Origin of the sequence: Polynucleobacter sp. UB-Tiil-W10 (assembly GCF_018881605.1) — a bacterium.
Taxonomy (GTDB): Bacteria; Pseudomonadota; Gammaproteobacteria; order Burkholderiales; family Burkholderiaceae; genus Polynucleobacter.
Window position 1 is genome coordinate 1,434,782 of record NZ_JACVPZ010000001.1, and the last position, 25,491, is coordinate 1,460,272.

At 46.3% G+C, this 25,491-nt stretch carries 26 protein-coding genes; 17 read left to right on the top strand and 9 right to left on the bottom strand.

Going from position 1 to position 25,491, the window contains the following annotated elements:
* Positions 1–7: 7 nt before the first annotated feature.
* Positions 8–637, top strand: coding sequence for a heme-binding protein (locus ICN33_RS07360; RefSeq protein WP_255530703.1), 630 nt, complete (start codon positions 8–10; stop codon positions 635–637).
* On the opposite strand, the gene ICN33_RS07365 is transcribed toward ICN33_RS07360, so the two are convergent.
* From ICN33_RS07365 to ICN33_RS07385, 5 genes are read right to left on the bottom strand one after another with little or no spacing between them, the layout of a single operon-like run.
* Positions 634–1,521 carry a 23S rRNA (adenine(2030)-N(6))-methyltransferase RlmJ gene (locus ICN33_RS07365; RefSeq protein ID WP_216195826.1) on the bottom strand — a complete coding sequence of 296 codons (888 nt, stop codon included), beginning with the start codon at positions 1,519–1,521 and terminating at the stop codon, positions 634–636. The genes ICN33_RS07360 and ICN33_RS07365 overlap by 4 nt on opposite strands.
* A 3-nt stretch (positions 1,522–1,524) precedes the next feature.
* Positions 1,525–2,316 (bottom strand): phosphatase PAP2 family protein, encoded by a 792-nt coding sequence (locus tag ICN33_RS07370; protein WP_216195828.1) that lies wholly within the window; start codon positions 2,314–2,316, stop codon positions 1,525–1,527.
* A 5-nt stretch (positions 2,317–2,321) separates the two neighbouring features.
* Positions 2,322–3,581, bottom strand: a complete 1,260-nt coding sequence (locus ICN33_RS07375; RefSeq protein WP_216195830.1) for a glycosyltransferase family 9 protein — start codon at positions 3,579–3,581, stop codon at positions 2,322–2,324.
* A 17-nt stretch (positions 3,582–3,598) separates the two neighbouring features.
* Complete coding sequence (locus tag ICN33_RS07380) at positions 3,599–4,642, bottom strand: lysylphosphatidylglycerol synthase transmembrane domain-containing protein (RefSeq protein WP_216195832.1); 1,044 nt, start codon at positions 4,640–4,642, stop codon at positions 3,599–3,601.
* 49 nt (positions 4,643–4,691) lie between these two features.
* Positions 4,692–6,188 carry a glycosyltransferase family 39 protein gene (locus ICN33_RS07385; RefSeq protein ID WP_216195835.1) on the bottom strand — a complete coding sequence of 499 codons (1,497 nt, stop codon included), beginning with the start codon at positions 6,186–6,188 and terminating at the stop codon, positions 4,692–4,694.
* Positions 6,189–6,235: 47 nt separating this feature from the next.
* Between ICN33_RS07385 and ICN33_RS07390 the strand changes: the two genes are divergently transcribed.
* Positions 6,236–7,033 carry a DUF3047 domain-containing protein gene (locus tag ICN33_RS07390; protein WP_216195837.1) on the top strand — a complete coding sequence of 266 codons (798 nt, stop codon included), beginning with the start codon at positions 6,236–6,238 and terminating at the stop codon, positions 7,031–7,033.
* 7 nt (positions 7,034–7,040) lie between these two features.
* Here the strand turns inward: ICN33_RS07390 and ICN33_RS07395 are convergent, their stop codons facing one another.
* Positions 7,041–9,329, bottom strand: coding sequence for a cation-translocating P-type ATPase (locus ICN33_RS07395; RefSeq protein ID WP_216195838.1), 2,289 nt, complete (start codon positions 9,327–9,329; stop codon positions 7,041–7,043).
* Between the two features lie 51 nt (positions 9,330–9,380).
* Between ICN33_RS07395 and ICN33_RS07400 the strand changes: the two genes are divergently transcribed.
* The 12 genes from ICN33_RS07400 to ICN33_RS07455 all read left to right on the top strand — a co-directional run bounded on the left by ICN33_RS07400 (position 9,381) and on the right by ICN33_RS07455 (position 20,423).
* Positions 9,381–9,575, top strand: coding sequence for a heavy-metal-associated domain-containing protein (locus tag ICN33_RS07400; protein ID WP_216195840.1), 195 nt, complete (start codon positions 9,381–9,383; stop codon positions 9,573–9,575).
* 190 nt (positions 9,576–9,765) lie between these two features.
* Positions 9,766–10,854, top strand: coding sequence for an iron-sulfur cluster carrier protein ApbC (apbC, locus tag ICN33_RS07405; RefSeq protein WP_216195842.1), 1,089 nt, complete (start codon positions 9,766–9,768; stop codon positions 10,852–10,854).
* 32 nt (positions 10,855–10,886) lie between these two features.
* Complete coding sequence (locus ICN33_RS07410; protein WP_370623234.1) at positions 10,887–11,402, top strand: DUF3305 domain-containing protein; 516 nt, start codon at positions 10,887–10,889, stop codon at positions 11,400–11,402.
* Positions 11,402–11,953 (top strand): DUF3306 domain-containing protein, encoded by a 552-nt coding sequence (locus ICN33_RS07415; RefSeq protein WP_216195846.1) that lies wholly within the window; start codon positions 11,402–11,404, stop codon positions 11,951–11,953. Before ICN33_RS07410 ends, ICN33_RS07415 begins: the two co-directional genes overlap by 1 nt.
* Before the next feature lie 11 nt (positions 11,954–11,964).
* Positions 11,965–14,055: a 4Fe-4S binding protein gene (locus ICN33_RS07420; RefSeq protein ID WP_216195848.1), complete on the top strand. Its 2,091-nt coding sequence runs from the start codon at positions 11,965–11,967 to the stop codon at positions 14,053–14,055.
* On the top strand, positions 14,052–14,714 hold the full coding sequence (locus ICN33_RS07425) for a molecular chaperone (RefSeq protein ID WP_216195850.1): 663 nt from the start codon (positions 14,052–14,054) through the stop codon (positions 14,712–14,714). Before ICN33_RS07420 ends, ICN33_RS07425 begins: the two co-directional genes overlap by 4 nt.
* Before the next feature lie 115 nt (positions 14,715–14,829).
* Complete coding sequence (locus tag ICN33_RS07430; protein WP_216195853.1) at positions 14,830–15,051, top strand: hypothetical protein; 222 nt, start codon at positions 14,830–14,832, stop codon at positions 15,049–15,051.
* 67 nt (positions 15,052–15,118) lie between these two features.
* Positions 15,119–18,097 carry a molybdopterin-dependent oxidoreductase gene (locus tag ICN33_RS07435; protein WP_216195855.1) on the top strand — a complete coding sequence of 993 codons (2,979 nt, stop codon included), beginning with the start codon at positions 15,119–15,121 and terminating at the stop codon, positions 18,095–18,097.
* A 27-nt stretch (positions 18,098–18,124) separates the two neighbouring features.
* Complete coding sequence (gene fdh3B, locus ICN33_RS07440; RefSeq protein ID WP_216195857.1) at positions 18,125–18,781, top strand: formate dehydrogenase FDH3 subunit beta; 657 nt, start codon at positions 18,125–18,127, stop codon at positions 18,779–18,781.
* Entirely contained in the window at positions 18,781–19,017 is a 237-nt protein-coding gene (locus ICN33_RS07445) for a hypothetical protein (RefSeq protein ID WP_216195859.1), read from the top strand. The genes fdh3B and ICN33_RS07445 overlap by 1 nt, the downstream gene beginning before the upstream one ends.
* A gap of 47 nt (positions 19,018–19,064) precedes the next feature.
* Positions 19,065–20,120, top strand: coding sequence for a formate dehydrogenase subunit gamma (locus ICN33_RS07450; protein ID WP_216195861.1), 1,056 nt, complete (start codon positions 19,065–19,067; stop codon positions 20,118–20,120).
* Between the two features lie 9 nt (positions 20,121–20,129).
* The gene (locus tag ICN33_RS07455) at positions 20,130–20,423 is read left to right on the top strand and encodes a hypothetical protein (protein WP_216195863.1); all 294 of its coding nucleotides are present in this window, start codon (positions 20,130–20,132) and stop codon (positions 20,421–20,423) included.
* On the opposite strand, the gene ICN33_RS07460 is transcribed toward ICN33_RS07455, so the two are convergent.
* Positions 20,424–21,131, bottom strand: coding sequence for an ATP-binding cassette domain-containing protein (locus tag ICN33_RS07460; protein ID WP_216195865.1), 708 nt, complete (start codon positions 21,129–21,131; stop codon positions 20,424–20,426).
* A complete protein-coding gene (locus ICN33_RS07465) occupies positions 21,124–21,819 on the bottom strand; it encodes an ABC transporter permease (RefSeq protein WP_216195868.1) in 696 nt (231 codons plus the stop codon). Before ICN33_RS07465 ends, ICN33_RS07460 begins: the two co-directional genes overlap by 8 nt.
* A gap of 66 nt (positions 21,820–21,885) precedes the next feature.
* Here ICN33_RS07465 and ICN33_RS07470 point away from each other — a divergent pair, with 66 nt between their 5' ends.
* From ICN33_RS07470 to cls, 3 genes are read left to right on the top strand one after another with little or no spacing between them, the layout of a single operon-like run.
* Positions 21,886–22,086 carry a (2Fe-2S)-binding protein gene (locus ICN33_RS07470; protein WP_216195871.1) on the top strand — a complete coding sequence of 67 codons (201 nt, stop codon included), beginning with the start codon at positions 21,886–21,888 and terminating at the stop codon, positions 22,084–22,086.
* 38 nt (positions 22,087–22,124) lie between these two features.
* A complete protein-coding gene (locus ICN33_RS07475) occupies positions 22,125–22,838 on the top strand; it encodes an endonuclease/exonuclease/phosphatase family protein (protein WP_255530704.1) in 714 nt (237 codons plus the stop codon).
* A complete protein-coding gene (gene cls / locus ICN33_RS07480; RefSeq protein ID WP_216195873.1) occupies positions 22,835–24,310 on the top strand; it encodes a cardiolipin synthase in 1,476 nt (491 codons plus the stop codon). Before ICN33_RS07475 ends, cls begins: the two co-directional genes overlap by 4 nt.
* Here cls and ICN33_RS07485 read toward each other — a convergent pair.
* Positions 24,307–25,491 (bottom strand): CaiB/BaiF CoA-transferase family protein, encoded by a 1,185-nt coding sequence (locus tag ICN33_RS07485; RefSeq protein ID WP_216195876.1) that lies wholly within the window; start codon positions 25,489–25,491, stop codon positions 24,307–24,309. The genes cls and ICN33_RS07485 overlap by 4 nt on opposite strands.

Below are 25,491 nucleotides of genomic sequence, written 5' to 3' on the forward strand. Positions count from 1 at the left end.
CGATCGTATGAGTCATTCTTTCTATAAGGGCGCACTCATTTCCATTGCGCTCACTTTTGCAGGAGCGGTAATGGCAACTGAAGAGCCCAAATATTCTATTCTCGAAAAAGAACCTCCTTTTGAAGTTCGATCGTATGCGCCAATGATTGTGGCCGAGGTTCAAGTCGATGGCAATTTAGATGAAGCCTCTAGTCAGGGATTTCGTTTGATTGCGGGTTATATTTTTGGCCAGAATCAAGTTAGTGAAAAAATTGCCATGACCGCACCCGTGATGGTTGAGGATCAACAACAAAAGAGTGCAAAGATTGCCATGACTGCCCCTGTGGGAATTGAATCTAACGCAGGTAAATGGACTGTGTCATTTGTTATGCCCGCAGAGTACACCATGGAAACAATACCTAAGCCAATGAATCCGCAGGTGCAATTACGTCAAATTCCCGCGACTAAAAAGGCTGTAATCAGTTTTACTGGTTTTTATAATCAGCAAAAAGTTGCTGAGAAAACGCTGGAGCTTGAGCAGTGGATGAAAACACGGAATCTTCAAGGTGTTGGAGTCCCTAATTTCTCCCGTTACAACCCGCCATGGACTTTACCCTTCATGCGGCGTAATGAGGTCATGATGAACTTGCGTGATTAGTTCTTAGCTTCGAGGCTTTTCAATAAAAATTGGCCGCCGCCATTGATTCCCAAGGCTTTAACCAAAATCGGTAGAGCCTGTGCCAAGTGTTTTTCTAGCGTCCATGGGGGATTGATGATGAACATGCCGCTTGCTTGTAAGCGACGCTCGCCCGGTGCATTTTCAACGCGCAACTCTGTATGCAGCCAAGAACGTTTATGAATGGCTGCGATCTTTTTCAGGCGATCTGGTAGAGCTGCCGACTCTCTTCTTGAGAGTACAGGGTACCAAATTGCATAGCAGCCAGTTGCAAAACGTTGCAGAGCTTCTTCCATAGCAACTTCTAGATAGCGATAGTCTTGCTTGTCTTCGTAGGAGGGATCAATTAAAACTAAGCCGCGTCGACTAGGAGGAGGGAGTAGGCCCTTGAGCCTGGCAAAGCTATCTTCGGCATAAATATTAATCTGCTTAGACTGCTTTAGCTGACCAATATTGTGTCTCAGGATATCAATTTCTTTAGGATGTAGTTCAAATAATTTGAGACGATCTTGCTGCCGTAACAATTGAGCCAAAATGAAAGGGGAGCCTGGATAGGTGGAGAGTTCTCCGTCTAGATTTTCTACATCAATAGATTTCACATACTCTTGGATGCTCTCTGGAATTGCTACGTTTGCGTGTTTGCATGTTTCTATAAACTGATGAAGGCGAAAAATCCCTCCATCAGCCTCTTTACTCACCGTAGAAAAGCCATCCTTTAGGCTGTAGATGCCAGCACCAGCATGTGTATCCACAATCGTGAGTGCCCCAGGCTTCTCTTGCAAGTACTCGACCAAATGAATTAAGGTTAGATGCTTCAGGATGTCAGCATGACTGCCAGCATGAAAAGCATGTCGATAGCTAAACATAAATTACTTTGGAGTTCCTGGGTTTTGATGAAATTGCGCTTTAACAAAAAAGACCAAGGTAATGGCTACGATAGCAATTGAGACGTATTGCAAAGGCAGATTAAGTTCGAGATCCATCGTTTGGGTGAAATGCGCATATATTGCAGCGCCACCACTAAGTGCAATGAAGCGAGGCCAGAAATTCTTGGGGGTGAGTTGATTTTCGGGAACGTATTGTGCAAGTATTGCACCGATCATTCCGCACCAAATACCAATCCCCGCTCCCGCTAAAACATCAGAAAGCCAGTGGGCTCCGACCCCAATTCGCGAGAGACCTACAAGTGAGGCCACAATAAATAACAAAGACATTTTGATACGCTTAGATTGATCGCAGGCGAAATACAGTGCGCTTGCGATAGCAAATGCAGTTAATGTATGACCCGATGGGAACGCCTTGCTCAGCAATGGCTCTCCGAAATGGTAAAAACTTTCGCTATTAAGAACGCTTTCAGGTCTTGGTAAGTCAAAGGTGCGTTTGAGACTAAAGCTTGCTAACGCAGTAATTGCCCCAGCAAATATCCCAGCAGTTAATAAGCGGGGCGCTATCAGTAGTAATGGAAAAGTTAAAGCAAACAATCCCCAGCCATTACCTAAAAAAGTCAGCCAAGCCCAAAGAGTGTCAGGTAGAAGCTGTGTAAATCGATTGATGAATAAAAAACTGCTGGTTTGCAGCTCGCCAAAGTAAATAGCGCAAGCGAGCGTAAGAGGAGCTAATGGAATAAACCAAGCAAACGCAGGAATTGCTTTGTTGTTCATCCAGCTTAGCGAGCCTTCACCTGATCAGCATCTTGAAGTTGATGGATTACTTTATCAAGAACTTGTGGGACAGTAATCGCCTGCATACACACGTTGTCGTGACAAGGTGTTTTACGATGATTGGCGGCACTCACGCAGGGAGAGCAGGCGAGATTTGCAGTAATGGCGATTGAGTTACCAACTGAGCCATAAAGGGCAGGAGTCTCAGGCCCAAAGAGAACTACCGTTCTCAATGGTGTGACTGCTGAAAAGTGGCCAGGACCAGAATCATTTGTCACCATCACATCCGAAAGGGTGTAGAGCGGCGGTAGTTCAGCAAAGCTGACCTGCCCAGCAAAGTTCAAGGCATTTTTAACATTAGCTACGGCACGCACTTTTTCTACGTAGACGAATTCAGCAGGTGAGCCAGTAATCAGAATGAGATCGTTTGGGAATTGCTGATGGATCGCTTGAATCAATTCAGAAAAACGTTGCTGTGCCCAGCGACGCTGTGGAAGTAAATCACTTGCATTCGGGTTAATCAGAATCAGACGATCCTTGCCTGCGGTGTAGTCGATGCGTGCCTCCTTGGCCATCTTCTCAATACGCTCACGCACCTTTTTTAGGGCGTCTGGATTGATGATGGCCTGTTCTAAGCGCACTTCAGAATCTTTAATCTCAATTTTGCTAAAAGGCACTTCAATCTTTTGGGCAAAGGCAGCATGAATTAAGGATAGAAAATTCTTGGTAATGTGAATGTGTGGGTTGTAATGCACCTTGCGAGTCAACATAAATCCACGCCATAGTCCTTCGCCGTGATAGATGTGATATCCCACGCGGCGACGTGCACCGCACATGCCGGTCAGTAGTGCGGTAAATCGAGAGAATAGCTCCAAGTCAATCACGGTATCAATGCGGTGCTTACGAGCAAGAATCAGAAAGCGCAGCGTATCCTTCATTAAGCCGCCCAAGCTTGATGAGTCAATAGTAAAAATATTTTCTGGTTTTACGGTATTGAGTAAGGTGAGGCTGGCACGATTACTTTTGAAGATTAAGAAAAATAACTCGGCTCCACGAGCTTGTGCATTACGCATTGCAGGGTCAACCAAAATAGCGCTTCCCATTTCAGAGAGTTCAATAAACAGTAATTTCTTTGGAGTCTCTGGTCCGCGATTGAAAATATTTTTCACGCCATCAATGAGGGCGATAAATGGGCTAACAACAGCACAAAGTGGTACGCCGACCCAGTGGTCAATGGCGCGCATGGTGTTGACGCTAATAGTCATAGTTTTACTCTAGAGAATTATTTTCGTTTTAATAAAAAATAGGCGCCTGGCAGTACAGACAAAACGGTAATTGCTCCGTAGCTAATGGAAGCTAGCACCGTTAATGATGGGTTAACACCCCATAAGGCCAAGACCGATGAAAGGGTTGCTTCGCGCAATCCCCATCCTGAAATACTAATTGGCAACATCAGTAACAAACTTAACGCAGGCAGGCCAATCATTAAGCCTTCAATTGGAGCGTCTACTCCGTAAGCTTTCATGCAAAACAGCAAGGCCAAAATAGTCAGAAAGTGAATACCAATTGCTAAGCATGCTTGAGCAATATTATTGGGCCACGCAAATGCAAGATTAATGCCAGGCATCGCATTATTCATGTTGAAGCGATCCAAGAATTTCTGGAGTAGTTGCTTGCTAGGTGCCCAGGCAAGGATCAGGGCAATTGCTACGCCTGCTAGCAACATGACTGCCATCACCGCATAGCCCAGGTCCTGACCCCAGGCTGCCAATGTGGCACCGCCCAATATCAAGCCAATTCCGCCAAGTAGGTTATTGCCGGCTAAGCCTAAGAGGCGGTCGACCAATACCATCGAAAAACTTAAACGCAATTTGGGTGTGGCGCTTTCGAGATCTACCGAATGGTGCAGCTCTTCATCTAATTCTTTTGTTTCGCTTAAATTGCCAGCACTCGTTAAATGGGTTGCAGTAATAGCGCGATAGCTATCGCCACCCAATGTACTTGGTAGACCTTGGTTAATTAGACCGCCTGCAAAATACAGACCAATGTAGGAGTGAATGCGCCGTGGAAATCCCACCGCTTGCATAAATAATCCCCAGCGATATCCACCGCAAATAAAGGCAAACATCATGCATGCTAGTGCCGCCAAGAACCATAAGGGTTGCATCTGAAGATGGGTATCAAATAGAGAGTGCCAATCAATTCCACTCGTTGCTTTCCAGAGGAGAGCAATCGAAAGTAGAGCGCGAATCGTGGGCCAAGCTCGTTTGAGAATGGATTTCCATCTCGATTGGGGTTTGGTGCTGGGCTGGGCTTGTGAACTCATAAGCGTAAGGATAATGCCTTGGGCGCCTAAGGTCTTGAATTTGGGGGAATTACTCCGAGCGGCTGGAGTCCTGCCAATTACTGCAAAGGCTAAAGTCAAATTTTGATAAAACTCGGCCAAAACGCTCAATTTCTAGACTATCTAGGGGCTCGCATGCCTCAAAACCGGATTTATTGCCGACCGGTATGGGGTGCGGCATGCCTGACCAGTTAATGAGTAGGACATTTGACCCTCTTGGTAAATCCCCAAACCACAGATCGAACTGATCTTGTCGCTGATCCAAAACAAATACCGGAGTGGGGTAGGCATACCAAGCCGCGCGACTGCCTAGCGTCCAGTTTTGAACTGCAATACCATCGACTTTGGTGGCCTTGCTAAGAGCCGCTGCTTTTTGACCTGCCACTTTCCAGCCATACAAATCAGCAATGGGATTCGATTTGATTGCAGCAGAACTAATGCCACCAGACAATACATAAGCAAAGCCGATGCAGCACAGGGCAATTTGGATAAAAAATAAAATACGAATCCAGTAGCGATGATGTGTAGCCCAAGTTTTTGCTAAACCAATTCCGGCAAATGGCGCCAGACAAAACCATGCGGGTGAGGTCCAGTGAGGAAGGCCGCCTCCACCGGAAAGGCCAACAAAGATTGCGAATGGAATCAGAAAGAATCCGAAGAGTGCAAGCAATGAAATCTTTGTAGCATGCATGGAGTCTTTTAAAAATACAAAAGCTCCCAATATGTAAAGAGGGCCAAAGACGAGTATTTGAATGCCAATATAAGCGCCCAATCTGCGCCAGAGCCACTCACCACCACCGCCATGGGCAAGTTGGTATTTAAAAGAAATCCAATCATTTGCCCAATTCCAATACAGAACAGGGGTGATGAGTAGCAATGCAATGACAACTGCTAGCCAAAAACCGACTTTAGTAATCCATGGTTTTCTTGGAGTACTCAGAAAAACACATAACAATGCAAACGCAGTGAAAGCGGCAGTGTATTTACTAAGGCCTGCTAGGCCCAATAAAACGCCAGTAACAATCCAGTCGCTAATGCTAAATTGATCTTTGTTCAGCCAACGTATGCCCATCAACATCAGCCCAAGACTGATGGGTGCCAGTAAGGTATCGGGCAGCAAACCAATTGCCAGAACATGCAGCATGGGCGCTGCGATCACAATGAGGATCGCTAGTAGCCCACACAAATTTGCAGATGGAAGAGCGCTTGTTAGATAGCCTGCGTTACGACCGCGAATAAAGTGATGCACTTCAACTGTGACTTCATATACCAGGTAACAGGAAAAAATCCACAACAGCTCTGGGATCAGGCGAATAACACCTTCTGAAGAGGTTAGCGCCACCAGTGGCCATTGAATCCAGCCAACCAAAGGCGGATGATCGAAATAGCTCCACGCTAAGTGTTGGGCATACAAAGCATAGTGAGCCTCATCAACTGAAAATTCTATTGAAAAGCCTAAGGCTAGATGCACTGCTGCAGCAATAATGACGCAGATTGCAGCCCAGCTTGAGGGTGATTGTTGGCGCATAAGATGATTTTAGACTCAGAAGCAGCATTCTTTGGGACAATTGAGACATGTTGAAGCGAGCCCCCCTATTTTTAATCATCAGTACGGTTCTATTTATGGCTGGATGCGCTGGGTTGAGTGGTGATTCTGTGCAAAACGAAGCTGGTCAATCGTTTAATGCGGATCAATTGCCGGCCCAAGAGGAGTTACCAAAATTCTCGGCTGAGACCGCGCGTGATGGCATGCCTAATGGCTGGAATTTCTATCGCATCGCGCCATTTAAAAAGAATACGGTGTATCGCCTTGAGAGCTATCAAGGTAAAACAGTACTTAGCGCTAACTCCAAAACATCTGCTTCTGGATTGGCTGTCAAATTACGTCCGCGTCAGGCTGCTAATTTATTGTTGCAGTGGGAATGGAAAGCAATTAACCCAATCATCAATGCTGATAATGCGGATGGTTATGCTGATGATGCGCCACTTCGCATACTGGTTGCATTTGATGGCAATAAATCCAAGCTGCCCTTGAAAGAAAAAATGACTTTTGAGATGGCTAATCTCATCAGCGGACAAGAGATGCCTTATGCAACTTTGATGTACATCTGGTCCGGAAAATCACCTGTCGACACCATCATTACTAATGCCCATACCTCTAGGGTAAAAATGATTGTGGTGGATTCTGGTTGGGATAGTTTAGGCCAGTGGCATAAGCATCAACGTGATTTGGCAGCTGACTATAAGCGTGCTTATGGCGAAGCGCCAGGCGAGGTTATTGGTATTGCCTTGCTTACTGATACAGACAATACCAAGTCAGAGACGCGTGCCTTTTATGGTGATATTGAATTGATTCGCAAGAATCAAAAGTAAACGTTTTCTAAGAATGGGTAGGGCGCCATCTTTTCAGGAGTAGCGCATTACTGAGAACGCAGAAGCTCGATAGTGCCATGGCGCTTCCAGCCAGCATGGGCGAGAGATAACCTAGTGCTGCCAAGGGAATGCCGATAGCGTTAAAGATGAAAGCCCAAAATAAATTTTGCTGAATCTTTTTCCAAGTGCGTTTGGAGATATCAATTGCATTCGCTACTAAGTTAGGATCGCCTCTCATCAAGGTGATGCCAGCGGCCTCCATAGCGACATCAGTACCCGTGGACATTGCCATACCAACATCTGCAGTTGCTAGAGCAGGCGCGTCGTTCACACCATCGCCCACCATTGCCACAAATTGGCGTTCACCATTTTTTGATTTGAGTTTGCGAATAATGTCTGCCTTATCGCTTGGCATAATTTGGGCAAATACTTCTTCAATACCAATGGTTTTTGCAACACGATTAGCCGCGGTATTATTGTCACCAGACAGCATCACTGCGCGGATATGTAAGTGATGCAAAGAAGCAATCGCCTCTTTCGCGCTGTCTTTAAGCTCATCCCCAAAGGCGATGATTGCAATCGGGAATGAGGGAGCTGAGGACGCTGAAGAAGATTCGTTACTCATCAATACACTCACAGTTTGCCCAGCATCAAAACATGCTTTGGCTTTTTCTAATATTGCGGAGTGATGTTGGCTGCCCTCTAAAGAAGTGATGCTTTGCAGACTAAGGCTTTGGCCCACAAAAAAGCCTGAACTGGGTGTACCGCTAATGCCGATACCCGGCATCGCTTTGCTGTCAGTTGGAGTAATGGGGCTGAATCCCTTTTGCTTGGCAGCATCTAAAAGTGCTTTTGCGAGAGGGTGCTCACTGCCAAGTTGTAAGCCTGCAGCAGTAGCTAAGATGTAATCCTTGGTAAATGTGTTTGAAACTGGAATGATCTCTAGCAAGCGAGGCTTGCCAGCAGTGAGCGTGCCTGTCTTATCAAAAGCAACCACATTTAAGCGATGTGCCAACTCTAATACCTGAGGGTCCTTAATGAGAATCCCAAAGCGTGCTGCAACACCAGTTCCGGCCATGATCGCTGCGGGTGTTGCAAGACCTAATGCGCATGGGCATGCAATAACAAGAACTGAGACTGCTCGCAAAATAGCAATTGATGCCGAGTCCAAATAAAACCAGTTCGCCAATCCAGTAAGGATCGCAATCGCAATCACGCTGGGCACAAAAATTGCGCTGACTTGATCTACTAATTTTTGTATCGGAGCTTTTTGGGTCTGAGCATCCTCTACCATGGAGATAATTTTGGAGAGAACGCTCTCCACGCCTACAGCTTGGGCCTCAATCACCAATAGGCCTTCGCCGTTGAGTGAGCCACCAATGACTTTTTCACCAATATGCTTTTTGACGGAGTCACTTTCTCCTGTGAGAAGGGATTCATCAATATGGCTGTGGCCAAGCAAAATGATTCCATCTACCGGAATACGCTCACCTGGCAATACTAAGACTCGATCTTTTGGAAATACCTGATCTAAGGGGAGGTCACGAAATTGGTCTAGTGGGGAGTGCTCAGTGATGACGATATTTTGATCAATCACTTTTGCGTGCTCGGGCCAAAGTTTCTGTAGCGCGCGAATGGCTTCGCTAGTTTGTTGTTTTGCTCTAGCTTCTAGCCATTTGCCAAGCATGACCATGCAGATAATGACGGCCGAACCTTCAAAATAGAGTTCATGTGTTGCATGAGTTGAGCTCACCATTTGATAGACACTTAAACCGTAGGCGGCGCTAGTACCAAGGGCTACCAATAAATCCATATTGCCAACGCCCGACATTAGGGATTTGAAGCCAGCCTTATAAAAGCGCCACCCTAAAAAAAATTGCACTGGGGTGGCGAGCAGAAGTTGCCATTTTGGCGAGAGCGCCCAATGAATGCCTAAAGGCATGAGAAACATGGGTAAAAAGAGTGGGGCAGAGAGCGTAAAGCCTAGGATGACGCGACCCAGACCATCGCTCCCCCAGAACAATTTAGAGGGTGCCAAGTCTGAAATTCCATGAGGGATGCTGATTTTGGCCTCATAGCCTGTCTTTTGAACTAAAGCGATGATTTCATCGATGCTGACTCCAGAATCCGCTTTTAGGCGAATTTTGGCTTGTTCGGTAGCCAAATTCACGCTAGCCGCCTCCACCCCCGGAATCTTGTGTAAAGCCTTCTCAACCCTGCCAACACAGGAGGCACAGGTCATGCCGCCGATATCTAGAGTAAAAAGCTCTGAATTAGCGTCTTTTGGGGGGTTCATATAGAAGATAATCTACTGCATTAAAGCCATATTTACATCAAAAGGGCCTATATGTTGAGTTTAAAAGTATCTGGAATGACTTGTGGGGGCTGCATTAATGCAGTAACTCGAGCTATTCAGGCCCAGGATCCGCAAGCAACAGTTCATGTGGATTTAGCGAGCCAGACCGTGAATCTGGAGACCAGCTTATCCGAAGAAAAGGCTAGTGAACTCATAAATGACGCTGGATTTCCAGTTTCTAAATAGTCATTGCTTGGGGTGTTTATAACCCCCCAATGAAATCCCTCAGCGCCTAGTATTTTTCAAGGCACTAAAAGGAAAGTGGTTGGACTCACTTTCAGCAAATATTTGCAGCTACGAGTAAGCTAGCGCTAATTAAGAAAAGTACTAAAAACCTAGAAGCACTTTCTAGGTTTATTCATATTAGGAGAAGGTAGTGTCAGTTACACCAGAGTCAGTACAGGCAGCACTCAAAAACTTAGTCGATCCCAATACGAAGATTGATTTTGTCACTGCGAAAAATATTAAAAATCTCCGCGTGGAAGATGGCGATATTTCTTTAGATATTGTCTTGGGCTATCCCGCTAAAAGCCAGTTTGATTCGATTCGTAAGTCGGTGATCAATGCTTTGCGTGAGTTATCTGGCGTTAAAAATGTCAGCGTTAATATTTCCAGTCAAATTGTTGCGCATGCAGTGCAGCGTGGCGTCAAACTTTTACCCGGCGTAAAAAACATTATTGCAGTGGCGAGCGGTAAGGGTGGAGTAGGGAAGTCCACAACTGCTGTGAATCTCGCTTTAGCACTTTCTGCCGAGGGTGCGCAGGTTGGCATTTTGGATGCGGATATTTATGGCCCCAGTCAGCCAATGATGTTGGGCATTACTGGTAGACCGGACTCTATTGAAGAAAATACGATTGAGCCAATGGAAGCCTATGGTTTGCAGGCAAGCTCGATTGGGTTCTTGATCGATGATGATGCTCCGATGGTGTGGCGTGGCCCCATGGTGACCTCTGCTCTAGAGCAATTGCTTCGCCAAACCCGTTGGCGAGATTTGGATTACTTAATAGTAGATATGCCGCCTGGTACAGGTGATATTCAATTGACTTTGGCGCAAAAGGTTCCCGTTACCGGATCTGTCATTGTCACTACGCCACAGGATATAGCCTTATTAGATGCGCGCAAAGGTCTGAAGATGTTTGAGAAGGTCGGCGTACCCATTATTGGCATTATTGAAAATATGAGCACTTACGTTTGTACAAAATGTGGACATGAAGAGCATGTATTTGGTACTGGCGGCGGTGAAAAAATGTGCAAAGAGTATTCAGTCGATTTCTTGGGCTCTTTACCGCTAAACCTATCGATTCGTGAACAGGCGGATGCAGGTCGTCCTACTGTAGTGGCCGATCCGGATGGCGCAATCAGCGCTATCTATAAAGGTATTGCTAGACAGGTCGCTATCCGTGTTGCTACTCTATCAAAAGACATGAGCAGTAAATTTCCGAACATTGTGGTTCAAAACACCTAAGGCTCTGAACATTTATGCGCTTTGCGGTAATCATGCGTAAACAAAATATTGATAACCCATGGGTTTCATACCGCTGGGCGCCTCAGGAAGTGTTGCCTGATTTTGGGCAATTTAATAGCAATCAAAGCAACGCCATCTCGGGTCAGTTTCTGGGGCGAGATGCCGATGGTGAGTCTTGGTTATTCACAGGTTACGAGCTTGATCTCTTCCCGGATGAGGCCGAGGGCTACTACCTCAATGTTTCAGCCACAGCCCCGAGTTGGTTTGTGATGTGGCGCCTTGAGGAAGATATTGAGCGTTATATCGATGAGCAATTTATTGCCTTGGCCAAAGCTGAAGCATCCTTTGCAGTACCACACCGTATTTGTGTCAGCTACAACGAAGCTGCGCGCTTACTGGATGGTGGCGAGTCAGTTGATACCGTTCCCATGATTGACGAGCATGCCGCTTGGTTGCAAGAGTACGTTAATGACAACTATCGTCCTGAGCCTAAAAAGCGCCACAAGCCTGCTTCATTCAAGGGTGCCCAACGCCCTGCGGAGGAATAATGGCCGATGGATTTCTGGGCCGTTGGTCTAAGCGCAAAGCAGGTAAGGAAGATGTCGCGCTCGAGAAGAAAGTAGAAACTCCCAAAGAGGTAGCTCAGGCTCCGCTCGTTGAGGGCGCCCAAGAGACTGCACCTCCGCCAGCCAACCTAGAAGATGTAGCCAAGATCGATCGCTTTGATCCTGACTTTTCTGCTTTTATGAAGCCAGATGTAGATCCAGTCGTTCAGCAAGCCGCCCTTAAGAAAATGTTTACCGATCCTCATTTCAATATCATGGATGGCTTGGACATCTATATTGGTGACTATAGCCAGCCAGATCCACTTCCTCCTGGAATGCTCGAGAGGATGGTCCAGAGTGATATGTTGAAGCTTTTCACTAAGTCAGCCGAGCCTGCAACTCAAGAGCCCAAGCCAATTGAGGGTCAAGAGGCTAGTTCGTTATTGGATGTGCAAAAGCAAAGTGATTTAACATCCACACAGCAAAAACCTTCTGCTCCGTTGGATGTCGTGCCAAATGAAGTGCCGATTGAGTCAGAACAGAAAAAAACCTAAGAAGATAGCGCATGAGTCAAAAATTAGTCTGTAACTGCAATGGCACTATGCCCTTAGATGCAAAAGAAATGGGTGTGCCGATTCACCAATCTTTATGCAGGCAGGAAGTAGGATCTTTTTTAAAAGCCCTCGACGGATCTGACTCATTGGTTGTGGCTTGCACGCAAGAGGGTGTGCTATTTAGAGAGTTGGCTGATCAATCTGAAAAGCCTTTGGTTGCGCCACTGCGTTTTGTGAATATTCGAGAGGTTGCCGGCTGGACGCAAGAGGCTAAAACCTCTGGCCCCAAAATTGCCGCATTACTAGCTTTAGCGGATATGCCGGAAGCTGAGCCTGTCCCAGTAGTAAATTATGAAAGCCAGGGAAGACTGCTCATCGTCGGCGCTGGCTCTCAAGCCATCCCTTGGGCTGAAAAATTAAGCCAGTCATTGGATGTGTCTGTTCTCTGTACTGAGCCAGGTGACTTGCCCCTTGCCCGCAGTTATCCAATCTTTACTGGTGTAGTCACTAAGTTAGATGGCTATCTAGGTAATTTTTCAGTGAACTGGGACCTGCAAAATCCAATTGACCCCGAGATGTGTACGCGCTGTGGAGCCTGCGTTGAAGTGTGTCCTGAAGGCGCCATTGATCTTTCCTTTCAGATTGATTTAAGTAAATGTAAATCCCATCGCGATTGCGTGACAGCATGCGCCAGTATTGGTGCCATTTCTTTTGATCGAAAAGAGCGTGAACGTAATTCTGAATTTGATCTCATTTTGGATTTAAGAGTAGACCCCAAAATGCGGATGAGCCAAACACCGCAAGGCTATTTCGCCCCTGGTGCGGATCCCTTGGAGCAAGCGCTGTCAGTAAATCAATTGTCAGAGATGGTGGGGGAGTTTGAGAAGCCTAAATATTTTGTCTACAACGAAAAAATTTGTGCCCATGGGCGCAATGGCAAAGTGGGTTGCAATGCTTGTATTGATGTTTGTTCAACCGGAGCCATTGGTTCGATCTTTAAAAATGGCCAAGGTTCTGTGGAGGTCAATCCAAATCTCTGCATGGGTTGCGGCGCATGTGCCACCACCTGCCCTTCCGGGGCAATGCGTTACAACTATCCAAGCGTTGCTCATCAAGGTAAAGAACTGAAAACGGTAGCAAGTGTTTTTACCGCCGAAGCTAAAAAGATCAATAAGGCAATGGCCCCAAGCTTGCTTTTGCATACATTAAAAGCTGGCACACACATGATTGATGGCTTAGGCCGCTCTTCACACATCATGCCAAAGCAGTTTGAAGGTCTTCCGTCATTTGTCATACCTTATGGCATTGAACATATTGCTTCAACAGGTTTGGACTTATGGCTTGGTGCCCTGACATATGGTTTTGCTGAGGTGACATTGCTATTAAGCGGTGATGAAGATCCCGCGTATCGTGCTGCGCTTGAAGAGCAGGTAGATTTAGCAAATAGCATTCTTAAGGCATATGGCTTTGATGGGCGAGTTCATTTGATCTTGGCGAATTCTGTTGAAGATCTATCGACATTGTCAAAAGCAATGGGAGCATTGCGTCAGCGTGGATCACTCGGTCCTATTTGCACGCCTGCAAGTATTGGTCTCTCCAATCAAAAACGCGAAACGCTAGAGGCGGTCCTAGAGCACTTACAAAAACAAGCCAAGACACCATTACCAGAGGCGGGAGTTGTACTTCCAAAATCTTCCTTATTGGGCGGGCTGACAATTAACAAAGACGCTTGTACCTTGTGCATGTCTTGTGTCAGCGGCTGCCCCGAGGGCGCGCTGTTAGATAACCCAGATGAGCCCATACTTTCTTTTATTGAAAAGCAGTGCGTTCAGTGCGGCATCTGCGTACAAACCTGCCCCGAGAAAGCCTTAACTCTTGCTCCTCGTTTGCAAACAGTAGAGCAGCGCAAGCAACGGACCACTTTGAATGAAACACAAGCCTTCCATTGCATTAGCTGTGGCAAGCCTTTTGGAACACTCAAGATGGTTGATCTTATGCTCACCAAGCTAGGTGCTCACGGTGCATTTGCTGGTGCTGCAATGGATCGATTGAAGATGTGCAGTGATTGTCGAGTTGTAGATATGGTGAAAAAAGAAACATGAGCGAAATAGCAAAAGACGCGGCTAATGCAGTGGCTAAAGATGATTTATCTGCTGAAATAGGGGATGTTGGTTTGCCAGAGGATTTAGCAAGGGCAGACTTATATGGCTTAATTGCTCGTTTTTTTCAGATGCCGCCTGATCAAGAGCTTTTAGATCAAATTGCAGCATCAGCAGAGCAACATGATGCTGCTGATGAGGCTCCATTGGCCAAGGCCTGGATGGACGTGGTTGAGGTAGCTAAAAATAATTCTGCTAAGGCTTGGCTTGATGAGTTTGATTTGAATTTCATTAGCGTTGGCAAGCCCAACGTTGTGCTCAATGGCTCCTTTTACATGGCAGGCCATTTAAATGAGAAGCCTTTGATCAATATTCGGAATGCATTGGCTGAATTTGGGCTTGAGGCTGCGCAAGAGATAACAGAGACTGAAGATCATATTTCCGCACTTTGCGAGGTGATGCGATATCTGATTGCAGGGGATGATGTTGAAATCTCAAACCTTACAAATCAAAGGGTTTTTTTCAACCAACACATTCGACCCTGGTACGACGAATTATGCGATGCAATAGAGGGCATTCCTGAGATGCATCTTTACCACCCAATCGCCACCTTAACCAGAGAATTCCTAGCCATTGAGGGTCAAGGTTTCGACATGATTTAATGTTGCAATGCAACATAGGGTAAGCCTTAGATGGGTTTTGTTACAACGATATGTCAAAAATGCAATTACCAATTACACTTGTCCAAAATCAAGAAAAACTACTTAGGAGCATGCCATGCGCACCAAATCTACCGTTGCTTTAAGCGAAGAAAATAAACCATCGCGCCGTAAGTTCTTTATTGGTGCAGGCGCCGCTGTTGGTGCTGTCGCAGTAGTGAGTCAAACCCCGGTTGGCAAGGCGGTTATTCAAGAAATTAGCGGCACCAAAGTGGTGAAAGATGTTGGTCAAACCATGACCGCTCACATGCGCAAGTACTACGAATCTACTTTGATTTAAGAAACCTTAATTTGCTTTTGTTTCAACAGTTATTCAATAAATAAAAAAACTTTATCAGGGACACCATATGAGTCTGACTCGTAAATCCAATACCCCACAAAGCAGTCGCACAACATCGCACCTGATTGGCAGTCTGTCACGCGGCTTAAAAGCTGCTGTGCCAACCATGGATCGCCGCGCATTCCTCAAGCGTTCAGGCGTAGGAGTTGGTGCTGGTATCGCCGCTAGTCAATTGAGCTTTGTTCAAAGGGCGGCCGCTGAACCAAGTAAGGCAATGCTTGATGGCAAAGGCAAGATCGAAGTCAAAAGATCAATTTGCACCCACTGTTCAGTAGGTTGCGCAGTGGATGCCACTGTTGAGAATGGTGTTTGGGTACGTCAAGACCCAGTATTTGATTCTCCAATCAATATGGGCGCTCACTGTGCTAAAGGCGCTGCCTTGCGCGAGCATGGTCATGGTGATTACCGCTTACGTTACCCAATGAAGTTAGTTGATGGAAAGTACCAACGTATTTCTTGGGACCAAGCCTTAACTGAAATTACTGCACAGATGAAGAGCATTCGTGAGAAGTATTCTCCGGATGCGATGTTCTTCATCGGCTCTTCTAAGCACAACAATGAACAGGCCTACTTACTCCGTAAGTGGGTTTCTTTCTTTGGTACAAACAATACAGACCATCAGGCTCGTATTTGTCACTCCACAACAGTTGCCGGTGTTGCAAACACCTGGGGCTATGGTGCGATGACCAATAGCTATAACGACATGATGAATGCCAAGGCTGCTTTGTACATTGGTTCAAATGCTGCGGAAGCTCACCCAGTTTCTATGTTGATGCTCTTGCACGCAAAAGAAAATGGTTGCAAAGTGATTGTGGTTGATCCACGTTACACCCGAACTGCTGCTAAGTCAGATCAATATATCCGTATTCGATCTGGTACTGATATTCCATTCTTGTTTGGCATGCTGTATCACATCTTTAAAAATGGATGGGAAGATAAGAAGTACATCAATGACCGTGTATACGGCATGGATGAGATTCGCAAAGAAGTCATGGAAAAGTGGACGCCTGCAGCGGTTGAAGAAGCTTGCGGAGTTCCTGAAGCGCAGGTTTATCAGGCAGCTAAAACCATGGCAATGAATCGTCCTAGTACGGTTGTTTGGTGTATGGGTCAAACCCAGCACACTATTGGTAATGCCATCGTGCGTGCTTCCTGTATTTTGCAATTAGCCTTAGGCAACGTAGGCAAGTCTGGCGGCGGTACCAACATTTTCCGCGGTCACGATAACGTTCAAGGTGCAACTGACGTAGGTCCTAACCCAGACTCCTTGCCTGGCTACTATGGCTTGGCTGCTGGCTCATGGAAACACTTCGCGGCTGTTTGGGGTGTTGACTACGACTGGATCAAGGGTCGTTATGCGCCTGACATGATGGAGAAATCCGGCACTACTGTTTCTCGTTGGGTCGATGCCGTTCTCGAGAAGAATGACATGATCGATCAGCAGACTAACGTTAAGGGTCTGTTCTTCTGGGGTCATGCTCCTAACTCACAAACTCGCGGCCTCGATATGAAGCGTGCGATGGATAAGTTAGATCTCTTAGTGGTTGTGGATCCATATCCAAGTGCTACTGCTGCAATGGCTGCGATGCCTGCTGCAGAAGGACAAGCGGTTAATAAGAATCGTAATGTGTATTTGTTGCCTGCAGCAACTCAGTTTGAAACTTGTGGCTCTGCGACGGCTTCCAACCGTTCATTGCAGTGGCGTGAAAAAGTGATCGACCCATTGTTTGAGTCTGTACCTGACCACGTAATCATGCAGGCTTTCGCTGATCGCTTAGGCTTCGGTGAAGAGTTGTCCAAGAATTACAAGATGCTCAACTCTAAATTTGCTGGTAAGCAATGGAAAGAGCCGCAGATTGAAGATATCTTGCGTGAGATTAATCGCTCTTGCTGGACCATTGGCTATACCGGTCAAACACCAGAGCGCCTCAAGGCACACATGAGAATGGTTGCCACATTTGATCCGAAGACATTGAAGTCACGTGGTGGTGTTGACCCGGTAACTGGCTATGACACAACCGGCGACTACTACGGTTTGCCTTGGCCTTGCTACGGCACAGCTGCAATCAAGCACCCTGGCTCACCAAATCTGTATGACACAAGTAAGAGTGTTATGGAGGGCGGTGGTAACTTCCGCGCTAACTTCGGTGTTGAGCGTGAAGGCAAGAGTTTGTTGGCTGAAGATGGTTCCTACTCTAAGGGCTCAGCGATCACCACTGGCTACCCAGAATTTGATCACGTGTTTGTGAAGAAATTAGGTTGGTGGGATCAGTTAACTGATGACGAGAAAAAACTTGCAGAAGGTAAAAACTGGAAGACCGACTTATCTGGCGGTATTCAGCGCGTAGTGATGAAAAACGGTTGCCATCCATTCGGTAACGCCAAAGCACGTGCAGTGGTTTGGAACTTCCCTGATGCAATTCCAATTCACCGTGAAGCGCTTTACAGTACAAACGCTCCAATGATGCGCAAGTACCCAACAGCTGCTGATAAGAAGAATTTCTGGCGCTTACCAACTCTCTATAAGACTGTTCAAGATCAAAACTTGAATCAGAAGTTATACGAGAAGTTTCCAATCATTCTGACTTCTGGTCGTTTGGTTGAGTACGAGGGCGGTGGTGACGAGACACGTTCTAATCCATGGTTGGCAGAACTCCAGCAAGAAAACTTTGTGGAGATTAATCCAAAGGCTGCTGCAGATCGCGGTATTAAGAACTGGGATTATGTTTGGGTGAAGTCGCCAACGGGTGCGCAGATTAAAGTACGCGCCTTAGTGACAGAACGTGTTGATCAAGGAACTGCTTTTGTGCCATTCCACTTTGCTGGCTGGTGGCAGGGTGCGGACTTGCGTAAATACTATCCAGAGGGTGCAGCCCCAGTAGTTCAGGGTGAAGCTGTTAATACTGCAACTACTTATGGTTATGACATGGTGACGATGATGCAAGAAACAAAAACCACTATGTGTCAAATCGAAAAATTTGCCTAAGTCAAAAAATAAAGTCAGGAGAACACAATGGCAAGAATGAAATTTATTTGCGACACAGAGCGATGCATTGAATGCAACGGTTGTGTCACGGCCTGTAAAAATGATAATGAAGTACCTTGGGGTGTTAATCGCCGCCGTGTTGTTACGGTAAACGATGGCATCATCGGTCAAGAAAAATCAGTTTCAGTTGCATGTATGCACTGTAGCGATGCTCCTTGTATGGCGGTATGTCCAGTAGATTGTTTCTACCGTACTGATGAAGGTGTTGTATTGCACGATAAAGATATCTGTATCGGTTGCGGCTACTGCTCTTTTGCTTGCCCATTTGGCGCGCCACAGTTCTTAAGCAAGGGCGCCTTTGGCTCCCGCAGCAAGATGGATAAGTGCACATTCTGTAGCGGTGGTCCAGAAGAAAACGGCAGCGTTGCTGAGTTCGAAAAGTATGGGCGCAATCGTTTGGCAGAAGGCAAGTTGCCACTCTGCGCTGAGATGTGTTCTACAAAAGCATTGATCGGTGGTGATAGCGATATTATTTCTGGCATCTTTAATAATCGTGTTGCGACACGTGAGAAGAATGGCAAGTACCCAGGATCCAAAGCCTTTGGTTGGACTACTGCGTACGGTGGACCGGATGCACCAGCGCCTACACCAACACCTGCTGCAAAAATTCCAGGAGCTCAATAATGAAAGTGAATTTCAAAACTCTCGGTTTGTGTTTTGCAGCAGCAGCTTTGTTGGGGGCTTGCTCTGAGCCTCCAGAAATTGCTGCAAAGGCTGCTAAGCGTCCAGATGTTGCCCCTTATATGGGCGCTAATAACGGGTTTGTTACTAAGGGCTGGACGCCAGGTAACCAGGCTAGTTGGACCGAGTCGATTGACAAGCGCAATCAAGGTCAAAACGAATACAGTCGCGTTAAGTGATCAACTAAATAACAATAAATAAAACGAAAACGTTTAAGGACATGTGTATGAAACGATCATTTTCTAAAGTTCTACGCACTTTGGTAGTGGCTGCAGGTTTGTCACTGACTCTAGCGAGTGGTATGAGCTTTGCTGAACGTGCACCGATGGCGCCTTTGCCTTCTCCTAGCGGAGTAGATGTGCCTCCTGCATCTGTGCCGGCAAATCCAAATGCTTTGGCCAATGGAACTCAAGCGCAGGCTCAGCCAGCAAATCCATCAATTTTCATGGCGCCAAACAGCGACCCACAAAACTACGTCAGTATTCCTGACAAGCAAGCAGGTGTTTTGATCCAACGTGCTGGTCAAGAATGGCGTGTGATTCGTAACGGCATCATTACCGTTTACGGTGGCTGGTTATTGGCGATTGCCTTCTTTGGCATTATTGCGATGTACACCATTAAAGGCTCAATCAAGCTGCATGAGCCATTGTCAAGCATTAAAGTGAAGCGTTTTAGTGCATTTGACCGCATCACTCACTGGGTGATGGCATTTAGTTTCTTGGCTCTTGCATTTACAGGTCTATTAATTCTGTACGGTAAATATTTTGCGATGCCTTTAATGGGGGGTGTTGCTTACGGCTCCTTCTTGATGGTTTGTAAAAATATTCATAATTTTACTGGCCCATTATTTACCCTGAGCATCGTGATTTTCTTCTTGCTCTTTGTGGGTAAAAATATTCCTGGAAAAGGCGACCTCAATTGGCTGTTAACTTTTGGTGGAATGTTTAGCGGCAAGCATGTGCCAGCTGGCTTCTTCAATATGGGTGAGAAATTTTGGTTCTGGTTTGGTATGACTTTCTTAGGCTTAGTAATTTCTGCCTCAGGATTTGTGCTCGACATGATCGTGCCGTTTATGCAGATCGAGTATCTGCGTGGCACGATGCAAATCGCCAACATCATTCATAGCAGTGCTGCAATCTTGATGACTACCATGGCGATGGGCCACATTTATATCGGTACCATTGGTATGCAAGGCTCAATCGATGGCATGAAGACCGGCTATGTAGATGCTACTTGGGCTAAAGAGCACCATGAGCTCTGGTATGACAAGTTAAATAAATAAGGACAAGCCATGAAAAAAATCATTGCTTTTACATTCTGTGCATTTGCTTCTGCATCATCTTTTGCGACTCTTCCACCCCTGACTCCGGAAGCTCAGGCAGCAGCAGATTTGGCTAAAGCAAAAACTGCCTACGGCGATAAAGTTGGTGCATATCAACTCTGCCAGGCTCAAAACCGGGTTGCTGATCGATTTAAGGTCTCCGGAACTGCGGCTCCAGCAGCTTGTACTGCACCACCACCATTTGTTCCGCCAGTTGCGTCAGCAGCTACTCCTGCCGCTCCAGCGGCACCCGCTGCCAAGTAATTAGTCGGTGAGCAGCTCTTGTTGTAAGTAGCGTTTAGCTGCTGGTGTTTGAGGATTGTTAAAGAAGGGGCCTACGGGTCCCTTTTCTTTTATTTCCCCTTGGTCAATAAAGATAATGTGTTCAGCTAGTCTTTGTACTTGGGCAAGTTGATGGGATGAAAAAATCACATTAACTCCCTGGCGGTCAAATTGACGGATCAACTCTTCAACTTGTTCGGTAGTCTTGGGATCGAGATTGGCAGTCGGCTCATCCAGTAAAACCAAATTGGGTTTTTGAAGAATTGCTCTTCCAAGGCAAACCTTTTGTCTTTCACCGGCAGATAATTTATGCGCTGGGCTGTTAGCTAGCTCGCTTAAACCTACTTGCTCAATCACGCGATCTATATCAGCATTCTCAATGGACCTATCCGCGTCACAAACCATTGTGATATTGGTTTTAGCTGAGGTTTTGATCATTGGTGTGTGATGTAAAACCAAAGCCGTTTTTGTTTTGAAGGAGTAACTTACCGTCCCGCTATCTGGCTTGATGAGGCCGTCTAGAAGTTTGAGAAGAGTGGTTTTGCCTGCACCATTAGGGCCAATGCAGGCTGTGATTCTGTCTGCTGGAATAATGGCATGGGGGATGTTGAGAATAGTTCTGCCATTGCTCTTGACGATGATTTCCTTGAGTTCAATGAACTTTTCGAAATTATCTGCAGCATTAACCATAGCGGCGCTCCGCAATTTGACGGACTGCAAAAGTAAATAGATTGGCTAGTAAAACAATGGTCAGTAGAACCATGCCTAGCGCAAGGGCTAAAGGCAAATCACCTTTACTGGTTTCCAAGGCAATAGCAGTGGTCATCGTTCTGGTGGAGTGATCAATATTGCCGCCGACGATCATGACAGCCCCAACCTCTGAAATCGCTCTAGCCAGGCCGGCAAGGATGGCAATCGTAAGCGAGAAGCGACAATCCCATATCAACCACTTAAAACGGGATAGAGGTGGCAATCTCAGACTTAGAAAGGAGTCGCGATGGATCTTCCACGCGTCTTCCAGTATTTGTCGGCTGAGGGCGGCAATTAAAGGGGTTGTGAGCAGTGTTTGAGCGACGATCATGCCTTTGACTGTAAATAGCCAGCCCCATACTCCAAGAGGCCCCGTACGGGAGAGCATGAGGTATACCAAGACACCCACAATGACTGTGGGCACTCCCATTAGGGTATTGAGGGTCACAATAATCGTTTTTTTACCTACAAACCGTTCGGTGGCCAGTAGGGCGCCGATAGGAAGACCTAAAAGTGTCCCAATCAAGAGGGCGCTTAGGCTTACTTGCAAGGAAACCCAGACGATTCCCAATACCCCTGCATCTAGATGGGCAAGCAAGGAAAGGGCGTCTTGAAAAGCTTTCAACATGCGCTTGATTCTATCAAGGCAATGGCAAAATGACTGTAATGAGATTGATTCCCCTATTTTTGACCTATGGCTGAAGTGGTTTGCCTCTGTAATGAGGTCCTCGACGTGGATTTGCGCGATTATTTAGATGCTCACCCGATAGACTCGATTGACGAGTTGCGGGAGCAGGCATCGATTTGTAATAAATGCATGCAGTGTCAGGATCTCGTTGAGGGCGAGATCTACTTAGCGCGAGTTAGACGACAGCGCGCAGCGGGACAGTTCTAATGGTTCTCAATAAAACTACCCGGTTCACCATACTGAGTATGAATGTTCATAAGGGTTTATCGCCTTTACATCGCCATTCGACTATTTATCAGTTGCGCCAAAAAATGCGCAGCCAACATCCAGACCTACTGTTCTTGCAAGAGTTTCAGCAAGAGCATCGAGGAAGGATTCGGCGTTTTAACCAATGGCCTTTGACAGAGTTGACACATTTTCTCTCTGAAGATTTTTGGCATGACTGGCATTACGGCAAAAATGTTGAGTATCAAGATGGGCATCATGGCAATGCTATCTTCTCTAAGCATCCTCAGCAAAAGGGCAATAACTACGATATATCGGCCTATCGCTTTGAGAGTCGCGGCCTGCTGCATAGCGTTGCAAAAATTGATGGTGTGGATACACCCATACATTGCTTTTGTGTTCATTTAGCGCTCTTTGAGCGAGGTAGAGAGCGACAGCTAGAAGCGATCATTGGGCATATTCGAGATTTGACTCAAAATGGTCCTGCGATCGTGGCGGGAGACTTTAATGATTGGCGCAATCGTGTGAGTGCTCCCATGAAGGCTGCTGGCTTTGACGAGGTATTTGAAGTGCTCACTGGCTCTCCAGCAAAAACATTTCCCAGTGTGAAGCCTCTACTACCCATGGACAGAATTTATGTGCGTGGAATAAAAATCCATTCTGCACAAATTTTGCATGAATGGTTAAAACTATCGGATCATCTAGGCATTACAGCTGAATTGGAACTTTTATGAATATTCTGGCGTTTATTTTCGGATACCTTTTTGGGTTCTCATTAATCTGGGTTCCGATCGCGCACACCATCATCGTATTCTTATTTGGTATTCATTTAATCTCCGTGAGAAGGCCAGTCGGTGTGGCGTTCGCATGGTTTTTAATTGTGATTCTGCTGCCTCTTCTGGGTATCAGTTTATATATTCTGATTGGCGAGCGACCAGTTGGGCGAAAGCTCACGCGCAAGATTGTTCGCATGAATCGTGAATTCGAAAAAATTACTGAAACGATGCGTCAGGAGTTCGCGGGTGATAGGCTAAAGTTACCTGTTGAGGGAAGAGCGCTCAGTCTTTTGGCTGAATCTAAAAACGGTTCACCGGTGGTGGCTGGCAATAAGATCGAATTGCACACCAACTCACTCAAAATCCTGCAAAATTTTATTGATGAAATTCATCAGGCCAAAAAAACTTTGCGCCTGGAATTTTATATTTGGGCCCTTGGTGGTGATGCCGACCGTGTGTGTGAAGCCTTAATTGCAGCCTCTGAGCGGGGCGTTGCCTGTCAAGTTCTGCTCGATTCATTGGGTAGTAAAGACTGGTTTAAATCTCAGTGGCCGGTACGTTTTCGTAAGGCGGGCATCAGGGTGACAGAAGCACTTCCTATTCAGATTGGTCGTTTTCAGTTTCGCCGCGCTGATTTAAGACTTCACCGGAAAATTTTTGTGATTGATGGCGCAGTTGTTTGGACGGGCAGTATGAATTTGGTTGATCCTCGGACCTTCAAGCAAGATTCTGGAGTGGGTGAATGGGTTGATGCCATGGTTCGTATTGAGGGCCCAGTGGCTGCGCAGTTTGAATTGACGTTTGCGTTCGACTGGAGCGTTGATGATCCTAGTATCACTAGCTTTAAAGACCGTGAACCACCTGCATCACCTCATGTGGGAGGCGCTCTGGCTCAGGAATTTTCGTCCGGGCCAGTCTATCGTGATGATATTTTGTACCAAGTTTTGTTGTCAGCCATCATGGATGCGCGCGAAGAATTAACCATTACTACTCCATACTTTGGTCCTGATGATGGATTACTTCAGGCGCTGATGGCCGCTGCTGCTAGGGGGGTTAAGGTGACCCTCATCGTACCTAAGTTAAATGACTCTACCTTGGTGGCATGGAGCAGTAAAAGTTTCTATGAAGATTTAATGAACTCAGGCGTAACCATTGCTGAGTTTCATGGCGGCCTATTACATACAAAGAGTCTATTGATCGACAAGCGGATTGCCATCTTTGGGTCAGTAAATTTTGACCAACGCAGCTTACGCCTCAATTTTGAAATCAGCTTGATTGTTTATAACGTCGACTTCTGCGCTAAGCTGGAAAAGTTAATTGAGTCTTATCTGGCGCAATCGGAGTATGTTGATCCTAAAGTTTGGGTAAAAAGACCGGTATGGAAACGCTATATTGAGAACGCAGCACATCTCACTTCACCACTGCTTTAAATCGCTCCGCTAGCGCGCATCTTCTTGATGTCAGACTCCGTTACACCCAGTTCTTTGAGAATGGAGTCTGTATGCTCTCCTACTGCAGGAATAGGGTCCATGCGATAGTCATAAGTATCATTTAGTCCGGGTGGTAAAAGGGCTGCAATAGCGCCATTAGGGGTATCCACTTCCGTCCAGCGATTTCGCGCCTTCAGTTGCTCGTGTTTCCAAAGACCTGCCATGTCATTCAGATGAGCATTTGCAATTTGTGCTTTCTCGAGTCTGGCGATGAGTTGTTCAGAGGTCAGTTTGCTAAAGCATGCATCAATAATCTCTAAAAGCTCAGAACGTTTTTCATTGCGCTTAAAGTTGCGATCAAACCGCTCATCCTTTGCCAGCGCTGGATTCTCCAAGACAGTCTCGCAAAACTGCACCCATTCACGTTCATTTTGTAGTCCCAGCATGACAGTCTTGCCATCTCCGGCTTTAAAAGGGGCGTAGGGATAAATGGTTGCATGAGATGCGCCATTTCTTGGGGGCGGCTCTGCACCTTTATAAGCGTAATACATTGGAAAGTTCATCCACTCACCAAGAGATTCGAGCATGGAGATATCAATCACCGAGCCTTTGCCTGTTTTACCTCTTTGCAAAAGGGCTGCCAAGATATTGGTATAGGCGTACATGCCGGCTGCAATATCAGCAATAGAGTTTCCAGCTTTGCTTGGAGTTTCAGGCGTTCCCGTAATGGAAAGGAAGCCAGCCTCGCTCTGAATGAGTAAGTCGTAAGCCTTTTTATCGCGATAGGGACCGTTATTGCCGTAACCTGAGATGTCGCACAGAATGAGTCGTGGGTTATCTTTTTGCAAGATCTCTGCGGTGAGTCCCATGCGAGCAGCAGCACCTGGCGCAAGGTTTTGTACCAAGACATCAGCAGTCTTTAATAAGGTCTTGAGTGTTGCAATTGCAGCTGGCTGTTTCAGATCCAAGGTCAAACTTTCCTTAGAGCGATTTACCCAAACGAAGTGAGAGCATAGTCCGTCTACCTGCGTGTCATACCCTCTCGCAAAGTCGCCGCCACCAGGCCGCTCAACTTTAATGACTCTGGCGCCTAAATCCGCTAATTGGCGAGTGCAGAAAGGTGCAGCAATGGCATGCTCAAGAGAAACAACGGTAATGCCATCTAATGGACGAATGCTCAT

Coding starts and splice junctions, on each gene's coding strand:
- ICN33_RS07470 (WP_216195871.1), top strand. CDS start 21,886: ATGGCTGAAGTGGTTTGCCTCTGTAATGAGGTCCTCGACGTGGATTTG.
- ICN33_RS07435 (WP_216195855.1), top strand. CDS start 15,119: ATGAGTCTGACTCGTAAATCCAATACCCCACAAAGCAGTCGCACAACA.
- cls (WP_216195873.1), top strand. CDS start 22,835: ATGAATATTCTGGCGTTTATTTTCGGATACCTTTTTGGGTTCTCATTA.
- ICN33_RS07395 (WP_216195838.1), bottom strand. CDS start 9,329: ATGAACCCCCCAAAAGACGCTAATTCAGAGCTTTTTACTCTAGATATC.
- ICN33_RS07485 (WP_216195876.1), bottom strand. CDS start 25,491: ATGAGCATTCGTCCATTAGATGGCATTACCGTTGTTTCTCTTGAGCAT.
- ICN33_RS07475 (WP_255530704.1), top strand. CDS start 22,125: ATGAATGTTCATAAGGGTTTATCGCCTTTACATCGCCATTCGACTATT.
- ICN33_RS07380 (WP_216195832.1), bottom strand. CDS start 4,642: ATGAGTTCACAAGCCCAGCCCAGCACCAAACCCCAATCGAGATGGAAA.
- ICN33_RS07410 (WP_370623234.1), top strand. CDS start 10,887: ATGCGTAAACAAAATATTGATAACCCATGGGTTTCATACCGCTGGGCG.
- ICN33_RS07465 (WP_216195868.1), bottom strand. CDS start 21,819: ATGTTGAAAGCTTTTCAAGACGCCCTTTCCTTGCTTGCCCATCTAGAT.
- ICN33_RS07385 (WP_216195835.1), bottom strand. CDS start 6,188: ATGCGCCAACAATCACCCTCAAGCTGGGCTGCAATCTGCGTCATTATT.
- ICN33_RS07375 (WP_216195830.1), bottom strand. CDS start 3,581: ATGACTATTAGCGTCAACACCATGCGCGCCATTGACCACTGGGTCGGC.
- ICN33_RS07360 (WP_255530703.1), top strand. CDS start 8: ATGAGTCATTCTTTCTATAAGGGCGCACTCATTTCCATTGCGCTCACT.
- ICN33_RS07390 (WP_216195837.1), top strand. CDS start 6,236: ATGTTGAAGCGAGCCCCCCTATTTTTAATCATCAGTACGGTTCTATTT.
- ICN33_RS07370 (WP_216195828.1), bottom strand. CDS start 2,316: ATGAACAACAAAGCAATTCCTGCGTTTGCTTGGTTTATTCCATTAGCT.
- ICN33_RS07450 (WP_216195861.1), top strand. CDS start 19,065: ATGAAACGATCATTTTCTAAAGTTCTACGCACTTTGGTAGTGGCTGCA.
- ICN33_RS07420 (WP_216195848.1), top strand. CDS start 11,965: ATGAGTCAAAAATTAGTCTGTAACTGCAATGGCACTATGCCCTTAGAT.
- ICN33_RS07445 (WP_216195859.1), top strand. CDS start 18,781: ATGAAAGTGAATTTCAAAACTCTCGGTTTGTGTTTTGCAGCAGCAGCT.
- fdh3B (WP_216195857.1), top strand. CDS start 18,125: ATGGCAAGAATGAAATTTATTTGCGACACAGAGCGATGCATTGAATGC.
- ICN33_RS07425 (WP_216195850.1), top strand. CDS start 14,052: ATGAGCGAAATAGCAAAAGACGCGGCTAATGCAGTGGCTAAAGATGAT.
- ICN33_RS07415 (WP_216195846.1), top strand. CDS start 11,402: ATGGCCGATGGATTTCTGGGCCGTTGGTCTAAGCGCAAAGCAGGTAAG.
- ICN33_RS07455 (WP_216195863.1), top strand. CDS start 20,130: ATGAAAAAAATCATTGCTTTTACATTCTGTGCATTTGCTTCTGCATCA.
- ICN33_RS07460 (WP_216195865.1), bottom strand. CDS start 21,131: ATGGTTAATGCTGCAGATAATTTCGAAAAGTTCATTGAACTCAAGGAA.
- ICN33_RS07430 (WP_216195853.1), top strand. CDS start 14,830: ATGCGCACCAAATCTACCGTTGCTTTAAGCGAAGAAAATAAACCATCG.
- ICN33_RS07365 (WP_216195826.1), bottom strand. CDS start 1,521: ATGTTTAGCTATCGACATGCTTTTCATGCTGGCAGTCATGCTGACATC.
- ICN33_RS07400 (WP_216195840.1), top strand. CDS start 9,381: ATGTTGAGTTTAAAAGTATCTGGAATGACTTGTGGGGGCTGCATTAAT.